12 protein-coding genes are annotated in these 14,074 nt (G+C 68.9%); 6 read left to right on the forward strand and 6 right to left on the reverse strand.

The genetic code is table 11. The features are described from left to right. Nucleotide 1: 1 nt before the first annotated feature. The 4 genes from ESP70_RS00085 to ESP70_RS00100 are packed head-to-tail and all read right to left on the reverse strand — an operon-like array spanning nt 2 to nt 3,042. Complete coding sequence (locus ESP70_RS00085; protein WP_149687366.1) at nt 2-382, reverse strand: hypothetical protein; 381 nt, start codon at nt 380-382, stop codon at nt 2-4. Nucleotides 383-401: 19 nt separating this feature from the next. Then, a complete protein-coding gene (locus ESP70_RS00090; RefSeq protein WP_149687367.1) occupies nt 402-1,004 on the reverse strand; it encodes an acetoacetate decarboxylase family protein in 603 nt (200 codons plus the stop codon). 3 nt (nt 1,005-1,007) lie between these two features. Beyond that, entirely contained in the window at nt 1,008-2,447 is a 1,440-nt protein-coding gene (locus ESP70_RS00095) for a flavin-containing monooxygenase (protein ID WP_149687368.1), read from the reverse strand. A 13-nt stretch (nt 2,448-2,460) separates the two neighbouring features. Next, nucleotides 2,461-3,042 (reverse strand): TetR/AcrR family transcriptional regulator, encoded by a 582-nt coding sequence (locus tag ESP70_RS00100; protein ID WP_149687369.1) that lies wholly within the window; start codon nt 3,040-3,042, stop codon nt 2,461-2,463. 56 nt (nt 3,043-3,098) lie between these two features. On the opposite strand from ESP70_RS00100, the gene ESP70_RS00105 reads away from it, so the two are divergent. Together ESP70_RS00105 and ESP70_RS00110 are read left to right on the forward strand one after the other, a co-directional pair. Then, entirely contained in the window at nt 3,099-4,787 is a 1,689-nt protein-coding gene (locus ESP70_RS00105) for a GMC family oxidoreductase (protein ID WP_149687370.1), read from the forward strand. 55 nt (nt 4,788-4,842) lie between these two features. Then, entirely contained in the window at nt 4,843-6,327 is a 1,485-nt protein-coding gene (locus ESP70_RS00110; protein WP_149687371.1) for a flavin monoamine oxidase family protein, read from the forward strand. Between the two features lies 1 nt (nt 6,328). Here ESP70_RS00110 and ESP70_RS00115 read toward each other — a convergent pair whose 3' ends face one another. Beyond that, nucleotides 6,329-8,668, reverse strand: a complete 2,340-nt coding sequence (locus ESP70_RS00115) for a PAS domain S-box protein (protein ID WP_188110422.1) — start codon at nt 8,666-8,668, stop codon at nt 6,329-6,331. Between the two features lie 136 nt (nt 8,669-8,804). On the opposite strand from ESP70_RS00115, the gene thrS reads away from it, so the two are divergent. Next, on the forward strand, nt 8,805-10,781 hold the full coding sequence (thrS, locus tag ESP70_RS00120; RefSeq protein ID WP_149687373.1) for a threonine--tRNA ligase: 1,977 nt from the start codon (nt 8,805-8,807) through the stop codon (nt 10,779-10,781). Nucleotide 10,782: 1 nt separating this feature from the next. On the opposite strand, the gene ESP70_RS00125 is transcribed toward thrS, so the two are convergent. Continuing rightward, entirely contained in the window at nt 10,783-10,998 is a 216-nt protein-coding gene (locus ESP70_RS00125) for a hypothetical protein (protein ID WP_149687374.1), read from the reverse strand. Nucleotides 10,999-11,104: 106 nt separating this feature from the next. Between ESP70_RS00125 and ESP70_RS00130 the strand changes: the two genes are divergently transcribed. The 3 genes from ESP70_RS00130 (at nt 11,105) to ESP70_RS00140 (ending at nt 14,058) form a co-directional block, all read left to right on the forward strand. Beyond that, nucleotides 11,105-11,656 (forward strand): HIT family protein, encoded by a 552-nt coding sequence (locus ESP70_RS00130; RefSeq protein ID WP_149687375.1) that lies wholly within the window; start codon nt 11,105-11,107, stop codon nt 11,654-11,656. 3 nt (nt 11,657-11,659) lie between these two features. Continuing rightward, nucleotides 11,660-12,298 (forward strand): phosphatidylinositol phosphate synthase, encoded by a 639-nt coding sequence (pgsA, locus tag ESP70_RS00135; RefSeq protein ID WP_149687376.1) that lies wholly within the window; start codon nt 11,660-11,662, stop codon nt 12,296-12,298. A gap of 125 nt (nt 12,299-12,423) precedes the next feature. Then, on the forward strand, nt 12,424-14,058 hold the full coding sequence (locus ESP70_RS00140) for a sigma-70 family RNA polymerase sigma factor (RefSeq protein ID WP_149687377.1): 1,635 nt from the start codon (nt 12,424-12,426) through the stop codon (nt 14,056-14,058). Nucleotides 14,059-14,074 lie beyond the last annotated feature (16 nt).

The following is a 14,074-nucleotide window of genomic DNA, read 5'->3' on the forward strand; positions in this document are numbered from 1 at the left end:
GCTACTCGCCCGTGCAGGCGGTGTAGGCCTTGCCGAACTCCGGCGTGTCCTGCATCGGTGCGACCTTGGGCTTGCTGATGCGCCCACCGGTGACCGCGAAGAACGTGTCGGAGTAGGCCACGAGCTTGGTGCCGTCCTGGCACTCGGTGACGTCCTGCAGCCCGTACGCCCCACCGTCGACGCACTTCGTGTAGTCGGCCGGCAGGGTGGCACCGTCCTTCCAGATGCCGGAGCACGCGGGGCCGGTCGGGGCCGGGGTGGTCTTGGTCGTGGGTGGCTTCGCGGTGGGCTGGCCGTCCTCGCCCCTGCCGTTGCCGTCGGACGAGGTGCATCCCGCGAGCAGCAGGAGGGCGGTCACGGTCAGAACGACGAGGCGAGGCATGCCTCGACCCTAACCGGCTCTAGGGGCGTCGCCCGAAGAGCAGGTGGAACGGCTTGCAGGCCAGGGTCAGCAGCGGCTTGCGGCCGACGAGGAACCCCAGCGGGCCGTCGGCGGCGAGCGACCACCTCGCGGTCGCGAGGCCCATCCGGATCCGCCCGGAGACCGGGGAGACCAGGAGCGTCCCGGCCCGGTCCTGCGCGATGCGGAAGCCCAGAGGGAGGCGTACGGGCAGGCGGCGTGCCCGGGTCACCGCGAGCGAGCCGATGCCCTGAGCGGCGTACGAGGAGTGGCGGGCGACCTCGAAGTCGGCGAGGTCCTTGGGGATCGACCACAGTCGGCGACCGCCGTCGCGTGAGGCGATGCTGTTGACCCAGATGTGGGTGATCGACACCCGCGGCCGCCACCCCTCACGGACCAGCACGGTCGCCATGATCTCGTCGTACGTCAGCGGGCTGGGCTCCTCGTAGACGAAGAACGCGGCGCACACGATGGCCCGGCCGAAGATCGTGATCGTCTTGGTCGCCGGTGAGTTCGGCGCGGGCGCGTCGCCCTTGGGCAGCAGCCACACGCCGACGTATGCATGTCCGTGCAGGTCCCACGGCTCTGGGGGGTAGTCAGTCATGCGTCATGCCCACCGGAACGCTGTCGCATCGAGGGTCTTGGTGGCCTGGGCGAACGGGCGGGTCGAACCGGGCCAGTTGGAGGTGATGCGACCCGAACGGTGGCGGTACCAGTTGTCGCAGTGCGCCCACGGCGAGTGCTCGAGCTTCTCGGAGAGCTCGCGGTCGTATGCCAGCTCGGCCTCTTCGGTGACCTCGACGGTCCGGTAGTCGCCGGCCACGAGCCGGTCGAGGGTCTGACGCATGTGTCGCGCCTGCGCCTCGAGCATGAAGATGATCGACCCGCCGCCGAGGTTGGTGTTGGGGCCATAGGTGACGAACAGGTTGGGGAAGTTCGGGACGTACATGCCGAGGTAGGCGTGCGCGCCGTCGGCCCACTGGGTCGCGAGCTTCTGCCCGCGGGTGCCGGTGATGTCGATCGACTGGAGGAAGTCCTGTGAGTCGAAGCCGGTCGCGTAGATGATCGCGTCGACCTCGTGCTCGACGCCCTCGGTGTCGACCACGCCCTTGGGAGTCACCTTGGTGATCGCGTGCGTGACGACGTCGACGTTGTCCTGCGCCAGCGCGGGATAGAACTCGTTGGAGAACAGGATGCGCTTGCACCCGATCGGGTAGTCGGGCGTCAGCTTGGCTCGCAGCTCGGGATCCGTGACCTGCTTGCGGAGGTGCCACATCGCGATCGCCTTGTTGATGCGACCGACCCTCGACTCGTCGTCGAGACCACGGGCGAACTGCTCCGTCACGGCCCACACACCGCCGCGCTCGAGCCGCTGGCTCACCGGCGCGATCTGGAACAGCTTCTTGTGGAACGACGTGTAGGGCTTGTCGGGCTTGGGCATCAGGTAGTTGGGGGAGCGCTGGAACACGACGAGCTTGCGGGCGTCGCGGGCCAGGTGGGGGATGAGCTGCACCGCGCTGGCACCAGCGCCCACGACCGCGACGGACGTGCCGGTCGCGTCGAACGAGTGGTCCCACTGTGCGGAGTGGAACGAGGTGCCCTCGAAGGAGTCGATGCCCTCGATGGGTGGCAGCACCGGCCGGGACAGCTGGCCGACGGCGCTGACGAGGATGTCGACGGTCTCCTCGGTCTCACCGATCGTCACGGTCCAGGTCGCGGAGTCCGCGTTCCACCGCGCCGCCACGACCTCGCTGTCGAAGCGTACGAGCGGCGTGATGCCGTAGGTGTCGGCGACCGAGCGGATGTAGGCGTGGATCTCCTCCTGCAACGCATAACGCCTGGACCAGTGCGGGTTGGGCTCGTAGGAGAACGAGTAGAGCGGCGAAGGGACGTCACAGCCGGCGCCGGGGTAGGTGTTGTCGCGCCACACCCCGCCGAGATCGTGCGAACGCTCCCAGAGCCGCAGGTCGGTGTGGCCGGCGCGCTTGAGCTCGATCGCGACTGCGAGCGCACCGAAGCCCGAGCCGATGATGCCGACGGACGTCATGATCGTCGCTTCTTCACGGGAGCTCCTTCTGGACGAACAACAGGACTGATGCGGTGAGCAGGTCGAGCGCTTCGTCCCGGCTGAACGTACCGCGCTGGAGCCACTCCCGGCAGACGGATTTGGTCAATGCCGCGGTCGGCCGCAGCCGCGCCCGCAGACGGGGATCGTCTGGCAGGCCCAGCGCGTCGAGCACGAGGCGGGCCGCGCGATCGTCGGCCTCGTCGACGATCGCCTGGATGTCCGAGCTGCCGTGCAGGTTGGCGGCACCGCTCGCGGCGACCCACGCCTGGCCGTACGTCGTGGCGGCGTCGAGGATCCAGTCCATCGTGAGCCGGGCGCGCTCCTCGATGGGCCGCCCCTCGAGGCCGGTCAACGGGCGCTCGGGCATCAGGATCGACTCGCGCATGACCGCCAGGAAGAGCTCGCGCTTGTCGCCGAAGTAGTGGTTGATCAGGCCACGGGCGACACCGGCCGCCTCGGCGAGCTCGCTCGTCGACACGTCGTCGTACGGGCGGTCGGAGTAGAGGACCCGTGCTGCGTCGATGATCTGCTGGCGGCGTTGAGCGGGTGCCAGGCGCTGACGGGTCGCGGTCATGAGCCCAGTCTCACCGGCTATTGGCACAGTGTCAACAAGCCCGTATGCTGCCCGCCATGACTGGGTATGACTATGACGTCGTCGTGGTGGGTTCTGGCTTCGGGGGCAGTGTCGCCGCGCTCCGGCTGACGGAGAAGGGCTATCGCGTGGGCGTGCTGGAGATGGGTCGCCGGTTCGCCGACCACGAGCTGCCGAAGACGTCATGGCGTACGCGTCGCTACCTCTGGGCGCCGTGGGCGCGATGCTTCGGCATCATGCGGCTGACGCTCCTGCGCGACGTGCTGATCGCCAGCGGCACCGGCGTCGGCGGCGGATCGCTGGTGTACGCCAACACGCTCTACGAGCCGCTCGACGCGTTCTACCGCGACCCTCAGTGGGCCCACATCGCCGACTGGAAGGACGAGCTGGCGCCGCACTACGCGCAGGCCAAGAAGATGCTCGGCGTCGTCACCTATCCCGGTCGTACGCCGGCCGATGACCTGATGGAGTCCCTGGCCAAGGACTACGGCGTCGGCGACACGTTCCACGCCGCGGACGTCGGCGTGCTGTTCGGTGCGGAGCCCGGCGTCGAGGTGGATGACCCGTTCTTCGGTGGTGCGGGACCCCGTCGGCGTACGTGCACCGACTGCGGCGCATGCATGACCGGCTGCCGCCACAACGCCAAGAACACCCTGCCCAAGAACTACCTCCACCTCGCCGAGGCCGCGGGCGCGGAGGTGCACCCGCTGACGACCGTGACGGACGTACGGCCGAAGGAGGGCGGCTACGAGATCCGTACGCGGCGCACGGGCAACCGCCTCCGTCGGCGGACCTTCACCGCCCAGCAGGTCGTGTTCGCCGGCAACGCGCTCAACACCCAGAACCTGCTCCACCGGCTCCGGACCAGCTCGCTGCCCGGGCTCTCGCCGCGCATCGGCGAGCTGAGCCGCACCAACTCCGAGGCGGTGTTGAGCGCGCGGGCCAGCGACAAGCGGGCCGACTACACGCCCGGCGTCTCGATCACGTCGTCGTTCCATCCCGACGAGCACACCCATGTCGAGCCGGTCCGGTACGGGCGAGGGTCGAGCGCGCTGTCGCTGCTCAACGCTCCGCTCGTCGACAAGGATCAGCCCGGATCGACGATCCGCAGCATCTGGCGGGTCTATCGCGAGCTCGGACTCAAGGGCGCGTTCAGGCTGCACAACCCGCGTCGCTGGGCCGAGCAGTCGATCGTCGTGCTGGTCATGCAGTCGCTGGACAACTCGATCACGACCTACCTCAAGCGTGGTGTCCTCGGCCGGCGCATGACGAGCAAGCAGGGCGTTGGTGAGCCGAATCCAACGTGGATCCCGGTGGCCAACCGGGTCGCGCGCGACCTGGCCCGACGTATCGGCGGGTACGCGGGAGGATCGACGACCGACATGGCCGGCATCCCGTTGACGGCGCATTTCATCGGTGGCTGTGCGATCGGCGAGTCGGCCGAGACCGGGGTCATCGACCCGTACCAGCGGGTCCACGGCCATCCCGGGCTGCACGTGTCGGACGGGTCGGCCGTCACCGCCAACCTGGGGGTCAACCCATCGCTCACGATCACGGCGCAGTCCGAGCGCGCGATGGCGCTGTGGCCCAACAAAGGGGAGCCGGATCCGCGTCCAGCGCTGGGCGCTCCGTACGTACGCGTGCCGGTCGTGGCGCCGAGATCGCCTGCGGTTCCGGCGCACGCTCCGGCGGCTCTGTTGCCGATCCCGGAGGTCCCGTCGCGCTAGAACGCGTTCCCTTTCGGCGCATCCCTCGTTGACACAGCAAACGAGAGGGCATCGCATGGCTGAGCACGGACTGTCACGACGCGGACTGCTGAGCGGCGCTGCCGCGGGAGGTGCGATCCTCGCGATCGGAGGACTGGGCGAGGCCGCCGAGGCGGCGACGACCTCCGGAAGCCTGCCCACGAGCGTCGACGTCGTGGTCGTGGGTGGCGGGCTGTCGGGCCTCGTCGCCGCCCGGAAGCTGGTCGCGAGCGGCAAGAAGGTGCTGGTCCTCGAGGCGCGCAACCGTGTCGGCGGCCGGCTGCTCAACCACACCCTCAGGAACGGCTCGGTCATCGAGTCCGGCGGCGCGTTCGTCGGGCCGACGCAGGACCACGTGCTCGCGCTCGCCAAGGAGCTCAAGGTCGAGACGTTCAAGGAGTACGTCACCGGCAAGAACGTCTACGTCAGTGCCGACGGCAGCACCATGAAGTACACCGGCACGGTCCCGCCCGACCCGCTGATCCTCGCCGACGCCCTGCTGCTGCAGCTCCGTATCGACGAGATGTCCAAGCAGGTCCCCGTCGACGCACCGTGGACCGCCAAGCGGGCGGCCGAGTGGGACACCATGACGGTCGACACCTGGATCCGGCAGAACACGTTGATCCCCACCGTGCGCGAGGTCATCAAGGCCTACTTCCAGTCCGCATTCGGCGTCGATGCCGAGGGCATCTCGCTGCTGTTCCTGCTCTGGTACATCGCGACGGCCGGCAACGAGACCAACGCGGGCACGTTCGAACGGTCATCCGGTACGCCCGACGCGGCGCAGGACTCGAGGTTCGTGGGCGGCTCAGGCCTGCTCCCGCTGCGAGTCGCGTCGGCGCTGGGCTCACGGGTCGCGCTCAACGCCCCGGTGCGCAAGATCAAGCAGACGAGCACGGGCGTCACGGTCGTCAGCGATCGCGGCACCGTCACGGCGAAGCGGGTCATCGTCGCGATCCCGCCGCCGCTGGTGCTGGGCATCGACTGGTCGCCGCTGCTCCCACCGCGTCGCCTGCAGCTGATGCAGCGCATGCCGATGGGCACCTTGATGAAGGTCGACGCGGTGTACGCCACGCCGTTCTGGCGCGCCAAGGGTCTCTCGGGCTCCGGCGTCCTCAACAGCGGCGTCGTGCGCACGGTCTTCGACAACTGCCCCGCAGACGCCAAGGTCGGTGTGCTCCTGGCGTTCGTCGGCGGCTCGTCGTGGCAGCAGTGCGCGATGCTGCCGCTCGCCGAGCGTCGCCAGCTCGTGCTCGAGGGATTCGCCAAGGTCGTGGGTGCTGAGGCGCTCAACCCCGTCGAGTACGTCGAGCACGACTGGACCCACGAGCGGTGGACGATGGGCAGCCCCATCGCCACGGTGCAACCCGGCGCCACCGTCGCGTACGGCTCGACGATCCGCGAGCCGCACGGTCGCGTGCACTGGGCCGGCACCGAGACCGCGACGTACTGGTCCGGCTACATGGACGGTGCCGTACGAGCGGGGGAGCGCGCGGCCGCGGAGGTCGCCAAGCTCGTCTGACTCAGGCGACCGGCACGGTCAGCACGAACGTGCCGGCCGAGTTGCCCGGCGTGGAGGGCTCGTAGAACGCTTCGCCACCCGAGGCCCGGGCGAGCTCGCGGGCGATGAACAGCCCGAGACCCGTGCCGCGGACGTTGTCGCCGGTCGCGAACCGTTCGAACAGCCGCGGCAGGACGTCGGTGTCCACCCCCGAGCCCGAGTCGCTCACGCGGACCTGTGCCATGTCAGCGGACACGGCCACGTCGAGCCTGACCGGAGGAGTGCCGTGCGAGATGGCGTTGCCGATGAGGTTGTCGATCGCCTGGCCGATCCGGTTGGTATCGACCAGGACGTCGACCTCCGGGATCGCGCCGACCTGGATGTCGACGCCGGTGCTTGCGAGACGGGCGCCGTCGACGGCCGTGGTGACCAACGTGGCGATCGAGACACGTACAGGGCGCAGGTTGAGCGCGTCGGAGTCGAGCTTGGACGCCGTGAGCAGGTCGTTGAGCAGCCGGCCGAGACGATCGGCGCTCGACGACATGCCGGCCAGCAGACCGGTGCGCTCCTGCTCGCCCAGGTCGGCCCAGTGCCGGGACAGCGTGTCGGCCGTCCCGCGAAGCACCGCTGCGGGGGTACGCAGCTCGTGTGCCGTGACGGCGAGGAATTGGGTCTGGTCCGCGGCGGCCTGCCGGAGTCGTTCGTTGAGCGCGGCGAGCGAGGCGTTGGTCTGCTCCCGCTCCTCTTCGGTGAGCCGCTTCTCGGTGCGGTCGCGCGTCACCTTGGCGAAGCCGACGTGCTCGCCGACGTCGTTGAACACGGCGGTGATCACGACGTTGGACCAGTAACGCGTGCCGTCCTTGCGCACGCGCCAGCCCTCCTCCTCGTAGCGGCCGGTGTCGAGGGCGATCTCGAGCTCGCTCTCGGGATGCCGCTCGGCCTGGCTCTCGGGCAGGTAGAAGATCCGGAAGTGCTGGCCGATGATCTCGCGGCTCGAGTAGCCGGTGCTTCGTTGAGCACCGGTGTTCCAGCTCATGACGTGACCTTCGGGATCGAGCATGAAGATCGCGTAGTCGGCCACCGCCTCGACGAGCAGCCGGAAACGCTCCTCGCTCTGCCGCAGCTCTTCCTGCGACTCCCGGTTGGTGGTGATGTCGCGGGTGACCTTGGCGAAGCCCAGGTGCTGCCCGGCGTCGTCGAACACGGCGGTGATCAGGACGTGCGCCCAGAACACCGAGCCGTCCTTGCGTACGCGCCAGCCCTCCTCGGAGTAGTGACCATCGGCCAGTGCGCGCTCGAGCTCGTACTCGGGGTGCCGGGCCTCCTGCAGCTCGCGGGGATAGAACGTCCGGAAGTGCCGCCCGATGATCTCCTCGGCGCGGTATCCCTCGCTGCGCTGCGCTCCGGGGTTCCAGCTGACCACGATGCCTTCGGGCGAGAGCATGAAGATCGCATATTCCTCGACGGCGTCGACCAGGAGCCGGAAGCGCTCCTCGCTGAGCCGGAGCCGTTCCTCGGCGGCGCGCTGAGCCGTGACGTCCTGGACCTGCAGGAACAGGTAGAGCGGCGCGCCGGCCTCGTCGCGGATCGCGGCGATCGAGGCCTGCACGTGGCGGGGTTCGGGTGTCCCGCGCACCTCGTGCTCCAGGTGCACCAGGTCCGCGGCGCCCACCACGATCTCGTCGAGGGCTGCGCCCAGCTGTGCGCCGCGGCCGAAGGTGAGGGTGGCGTAGTCGACGCCGACCAGGTCCTGGTGCTTGCGGAGCAGGATCTCGCCGAGTGCTCGGTTGGCCCGCACGATGCTGCCGGTCAAGGTCATCGTCGCCATGCCGATCGCAGCCTGCTCGAACACCTCGCGGAACCGTTCGAGGTGCTCGTCGAGCACGCTCTGGTCGTCGTGCGCGTGCTCCTGCTCGGTGCTCACCTGGCGCTCTGCGGGATCCGGTACGACTTCCAGTCGTCGCTCCGGGGCCGGTGACGCAGCGGTGTCGGCCACGATGGCGTGCAGGCGATTCGCCATCTGCTCGATCGGGACCGACTTCTCCAGGAACGCGGCGGCGCCCAGCTCGATCGCCCGGTCGGCGAGGCCGTTGCTCTCGAACCCGGTGTAGATGACGACACGGGTCTGGGGGGAGACCGTGAGGATCCCGTGCAGAGCGTCGAGCCCGTCCATCGAGGGCATCGAGAGGTCGAGCAGCAGCAGGTCGGGCTGGTGCCGGTGCGCCAGTCCGATGGCCTCGACCCCGTTGGCTCCGTCACCGACGACCGTGAGCAGCCCGGACAACCTGAACTGGGTCTTGAGGAGCTCGCGTACCTCAGCAGAGTCGTCGATGAGAACGACTGTCGCAGTGGTGTTCCCCATGGTCGCAACTATGGCCCCCGCAGCCGCATTTCGCGACCGCTGCGACCACCTCTGTTCACGTCGCCGCACTGCCATAGGGTGGACGGAAGCAGCACGCGCCATCCGTAGGGCGCGTCATACCGAACAGAGGTCACGCATGCCCGACATCCAGATCGTCCTGAACGCAGAGTCACGAGCTGTCGAGACGGGCACCAAGGCGTGGCAGCTGTTCGCCGAGACGCCCGACGTCATCGCGGCCCGGGTCGGCGGTGAGCTCAAGGACCTCGCCTACGAGCTGGTCGACGGCGACGAGGTCGAAGGTGTCGCGATCGACTCCGCCGACGGCCGCGACATCCTGCGCCACTCGACCGCGCACGTCATGGCGCAGGCCGTGCAGGAGCTGTTCCCCGAGGCCAAGCTCGGCATCGGCCCGCCGATCACCGACGGCTTCTACTACGACTTCGACGTGCCCGAGCCGTTCGTGCCCGAGGACCTCGACAAGATCGAGTCGCGCATGCGCAAGATCGTCAAGGAGGGGCAGAAGTTCGACCGCCGTGAGATCTCCGACGACGACGCCCGCACCGAGTTGTCCGACGAGCCCTACAAGCTCGAGCTCATCGGCCTCAAGTCCACCGCCGGTGACGCCGCCGAGGGAGCCAGCGTCGAGGTCGGCGCCGGCGGCCTCACGATCTACGACAACCTCAAGCGTGACGGCTCGCTCGCGTGGAAGGACCTGTGCCGCGGCCCGCACCTGCCGACCACCAAGCGCATCCCGGCGTTCAAGCTCATGCGCAGTGCCGCTGCCTACTGGCGCGGCGACGAGAAGAACAAGCAGCTGCAGCGCATCTACGGCACCGCCTGGGAGACCAAGGAGGCCCTCGACGAGCACTTGCACCGCATCGAGGAGGCGCAGCGCCGCGACCACCGGCGGCTCGGCACCGAGCTCGACCTCTACAGCTTCCCCGACGAGATCGGCTCCGGCCTGCCGGTGTTCCACCCCAAGGGCGGTGTGATCAAGCGCGAGATGGAGGACTACGTCCGCCGGCGCCACATCGAGGAGGGCTTCGAGTACGTCGGCACGCCGCACATCGCCAAGGAGGAGCTGTTCTACACCTCCGGCCACCTGCCCTACTACGGCGAGGGCATGTTCCCCGCGCTCGACGTCGACGGCAACGACTACCGGCTCAAGGCCATGAACTGCCCGATGCACAACCTGATCTTCCGTTCACGCGGTCGGTCATACCGTGAGCTCCCGCTGCGGCTCTTCGAGTTCGGGCACGTCTACCGGCACGAGAAGTCGGGCGTGATCCACGGACTGACGCGCGTCCGCGGGTTCGCCCAGGACGACTCGCACTCCTACGTCACTCCTGAGCAGGCGCCGGACGAGATCCGCCACCTGCTCGACTTCATGCTCAGCCTGCTGCGCGACTTCGGCATGCCCGACTACTACCTCGAGCTGTCGACCCGCGACGACTCCAAGCCCGACAAGTTCATCGGCTCCGACGAGGACTGGGCGATCGCGACCAAGGTGCTCGAGGACGTATGCATCGACAGCGGGCTGGAGCTCGTGCCCGATCCCGGCGGCGCGGCCTACTACGGCCCCAAGGTCTCGGTCCAGGCGCGCGACGCGATCGGTCGCACCTGGCAGCTCGGCACGATCCAGTACGACTTCAACCAGCCGTCACCCGAGCGCTTCAACCTCGAGTACGTCGCCGCAGACGGCTCGCGCCAGCAGCCCGTCATGATCCACTCGGCCAAGTTCGGCTCGATCGAACGCTTCATGGGTGTGCTCGTCGAGCACTACGCCGGCGCCTTCCCGCCCTGGCTCGCGCCCGTGCAGGTCGTCGGCATCCCGGTTGCCGAGCGGCACGCCGACTACCTCTACGAGCTCGCGGCCAGGCTCAAGGCCCAGGGCATCCGCGTCGAGGTCGACGACTCCGACGAGCGCATGCAGAAGAAGATCCGCAACGCGCAGACCCAGAAGGTCCCGTTCATGGTCATCGCCGGCGACAACGACATCGAGGCCGGTGCCGTGTCGTTCCGCTACCGCAGCGGTGAGCAGGAGAACGGCATCGTGCTCGACGACGCCATCGCCCGCATCGTCGAGGCGGTCACGACACGAGTGCAGGTCTGAGCTAGGAGGATCGCCGCCGGCGCAGCAGCTGGTGGGATGCCAGGCCGGCGCTGCACAGTCCGGCCACGAGGGCGGCGATCCCGAAGATGACGAGGCCTCGATCGGTGGACGACGTGGCGGAGATCCACAACAGCGATGCTCCGGCGAGCGCGGTCATGATGCCGGCACCCAGGAACACCGCGGGTCCGGATGTGGGCTGGTGCTCCCAGTCGACCATGTGAATCCTCTCGGTCCGCCCCGCACGGAGCACGTGGAACCCAGTCAACACGACGCGGTGGCACCACGGCTCGTGCCCCGCCACGGCGCACCACTAGGCTGCTGGGGTGGCTGATCACGACGAGCGTCTCGGGCAGGATGGCGTGGGCGAGCCAGATGCATTCGAGCGGCTCTGGACCCCGCACCGGATTGTCTACATCAAGGGCGAGGGCAAGCCGGCTACCGGCGACGAGGCCGACTGCCCGTTCTGCCGCATCCCGCAGATGGACGACGTCGAAGGGCTCATCGTGCACCGGGGCGAGCACGCGTACGCGGTGCTCAACCTCTACCCCTACAACGCCGGTCACCTGCTGGTCTGCCCCTACCGTCACGTCGCGGACTACACCGACCTGACCGACGAGGAGACGCTCGAGGTCGCCGAGCTGACCAAGACCGCGATGCGCACCATGCGCGAGGTCACGAGTCCCCAGGGCTTCAACCTGGGCATGAACCAGGGCAACATCGCGGGTGCCGGCATTGCCGCGCACCTGCATCAGCACATCGTGCCGCGCTGGGGTGGGGACGCCAACTTCCTGCCTGTCATCGGCCAGACCAAGACCATGCCGCAACTGCTGGGCGACACCCGCGACATGCTCGCGGCCGCCTGGCCCAAGGAGTAACCCATGCTCGAACGCTTCCGCCAGTTCTGGTCCAACGTCTGGGCGCCGCTCGGCGACCTGCTCCTTCGGCTCGGGGTCAAGCCCGACTGGGTCACCTGGGTCGGCACGATCGGCGTCAGCGCCGGAGCGCTGATCTTCTTCCCACAGGGCGAGTTCCTGATCGGTGTCCTGGTCGTCACCGCGTTCGTGTTCAGCGACATCATCGACGGCTACATGGCCCGCAAGTCCGGCCAGTCGTCCAAGTGGGGGGCGTTCCTCGACTCGACGCTCGACCGGGTCGGCGACGCCGCGATCTTCGGCGGCCTGCTGCTCTACTACACGACGTCTGACGCCAAGGCCGAGCTTGGTGACCCGCGGATCTACCTCTACCTCAGCCTGGCGTGCCTCGTGCTCGGCGGGCTCACCTCGTACGCCCGTGCGCGTGCCGAGAGCCTCGGCATGACGGCCAAGGGCGGCATCGCGGAGCGTTCGGACCGGCTGGTGGCGATCCTCGTGATGACGGGCTTCTCCGGCATGTTCGACGCGCCGTTCCTGCGCGAGATCACACTGTGGGCTCTGGCGGTGGCCAGCACGATCACGGTGATCCAGCGGATGCTGATGGTGCACAAGCAGGCTGTCGCCGATCCCGGTCTCGGCAGCTGATCGCCAGAAAGTTGTAAGACCCGGCCCGCTCGCGACTCCTACTGGTGACAAGACCACCAGGAGAAGAGAGTGACCGATGTCGCGCGTTGCCCGTACGGCCCTGCGATTCTTCGTAGGATGCCTGCGTGAGCGAGCCCACCAGTCCCACGGACGCGGACCTCGTCGCGGGGGTGCTGGCTGCGGACCGCGACGCGTTCGCCGCGGTCTACGACCGCTACGGGACCAAGCTCTACGACTTCGCCTACTCGATGCTGCGGCACCGGGAGGACGCCGCCGACGCGGTGGCGGACTCGTTCGTCCTCGTGGCGGAGCGGCTCAGCCAGCTGCGGGACCCCGAACGGTTGCGGCCCTGGCTGTACGCCATCGTGCGCAGCGAGTGCCTGCGCAAGCTGCGAGCGCGCAAACGCGTCGCGTTCGGCGGCGAGGAGCAGCTGATTCAGATGGCTGACGACGCCTTGACTCCGGACCAGGAGGCGGAGCGCGCCGCGATGCAGAAGATCGTGTGGGACGCCTCTGCCGGCCTCGCCGACCGCGATCGCGCCCTCCTCGACCTGCACCTGCGGCAGGGCCTCGAGGGCGCCGAGCTCGGCGAGGCGATGGGGGTGTCGGCCTCCAACGCGTACGTCATGCTCAACCGCCTGCGGGCTCAGGTCGACCGGTCCCTCGGCGCGTTGCTGATCGCCCGGCTCGGTCGCGACGACTGCGACGACCTCGACGACCTGCTCGCCGACTGGGACGGCACGTTCTCTCCACTGATCCGCAAGCGCGTCTCGCGCCACGTCGACGACTGCGACGTGTGCTCCAAGCGGCGCAAGAAGATCCTGAGCCCGTGGATGCTGCTGGCGTCCGTGCCGATCTTCGCGGCGCCGCTGACGCTGCGTGACCGCGTCGTGAGCGACCCGCAGCTCGTCGCCTACACGACGCCGACCGGCGAGCCCCTCACCGTGACCCCCGCGCTGGCGCCCCGCGGACGACCCAAGGCCGCGGTGACGGCCGTCGCCGCCGCTGTCGTCATCATCCTGGCCGGCATCGCGGCACTGTTCTGGGCCGGCAACGACGACGACCCGTCGCCCAAGGGGGATGTCGTGACGAGCCAGCCGACGGTGCAGCCGTCGACCGAGCCGACGCTCGACGCCAAGCCGACCACGACGCCCACCCCCTCGCCGACCGCGACGACGCCGGCGCCGGGCAACCTCACGGTGTCGACCACGTCGATCGCCCTCGGTCGTAGTGGCAGCACCTCGACGATCACCCTCACCAACACCGGTGGGCTGCCGGTCGACTATCGCCTGTCGTCCGGCGCCGCGTGGCTGTCGGCGTCGCCGTCGACCGGACGCGTCGCGGCCGGCACGTCGTCACGCGTCACCGTACGCGCCGATCGTGGCGATGTCGGCGAGGGCAGGTCGTCGGGCCGCCTCAGTGTCTCGTGGGCAGCAGGCAGTGCCGCGGTCAACGTGTCGGTCGTCGAGGAGCGCGACCCGGTCGTCGGCCGGCCCAGCCTCGGCTCCAGCTCGACCTGCACCAGCAATCCCGTACGCGTCAGCGTCTCGGACGAGAGCGGTCTCTCGTCGGTCGTGCTGCGCTGGAGCGGCGCCGGCTCGGGCAGCACGTCGATGTCCCGCTCGGGCTCGGTCTGGACGGCTGACATGGGCCAGTTCGCCGCCGGCGGCTCGGTGACCCTGCGGGTCACGGCCACCGACAGGCGCGGCAACACGGCGTCGTCGTCGCGCACCGTCAACGTCGATCCCTGCCCGGGCTGAGGATCCAGCGGGGAAA

This window comes from Aeromicrobium ginsengisoli, from assembly GCF_004134905.2.
GTDB classification, from domain to species: domain Bacteria; phylum Actinomycetota; class Actinomycetes; order Propionibacteriales; family Nocardioidaceae; genus Aeromicrobium; species Aeromicrobium ginsengisoli.

What these genes read in the sequence shown, in the direction of transcription:
- ESP70_RS00085 (WP_149687366.1), bottom strand. Translation starts at nt 382, where the DNA reads ATGCCTCGCCTCGTCGTTCTGACCGTGACCGCCCTCCTGCTGCTCGCG.
- ESP70_RS00090 (WP_149687367.1), bottom strand. Translation starts at nt 1,004, where the DNA reads ATGACTGACTACCCCCCAGAGCCGTGGGACCTGCACGGACATGCATAC.
- ESP70_RS00095 (WP_149687368.1), bottom strand. Translation starts at nt 2,447, where the DNA reads ATGACGTCCGTCGGCATCATCGGCTCGGGCTTCGGTGCGCTCGCAGTC.
- ESP70_RS00100 (WP_149687369.1), bottom strand. Translation starts at nt 3,042, where the DNA reads ATGACCGCGACCCGTCAGCGCCTGGCACCCGCTCAACGCCGCCAGCAG.
- ESP70_RS00105 (WP_149687370.1), top strand. Translation starts at nt 3,099, where the DNA reads ATGACTGGGTATGACTATGACGTCGTCGTGGTGGGTTCTGGCTTCGGG.
- ESP70_RS00110 (WP_149687371.1), top strand. Translation starts at nt 4,843, where the DNA reads ATGGCTGAGCACGGACTGTCACGACGCGGACTGCTGAGCGGCGCTGCC.
- ESP70_RS00115 (WP_188110422.1), bottom strand. Translation starts at nt 8,668, where the DNA reads ATGGGGAACACCACTGCGACAGTCGTTCTCATCGACGACTCTGCTGAG.
- thrS (WP_149687373.1), top strand. Translation starts at nt 8,805, where the DNA reads ATGCCCGACATCCAGATCGTCCTGAACGCAGAGTCACGAGCTGTCGAG.
- ESP70_RS00125 (WP_149687374.1), bottom strand. Translation starts at nt 10,998, where the DNA reads ATGGTCGACTGGGAGCACCAGCCCACATCCGGACCCGCGGTGTTCCTG.
- pgsA (WP_149687376.1), top strand. Translation starts at nt 11,660, where the DNA reads ATGCTCGAACGCTTCCGCCAGTTCTGGTCCAACGTCTGGGCGCCGCTC.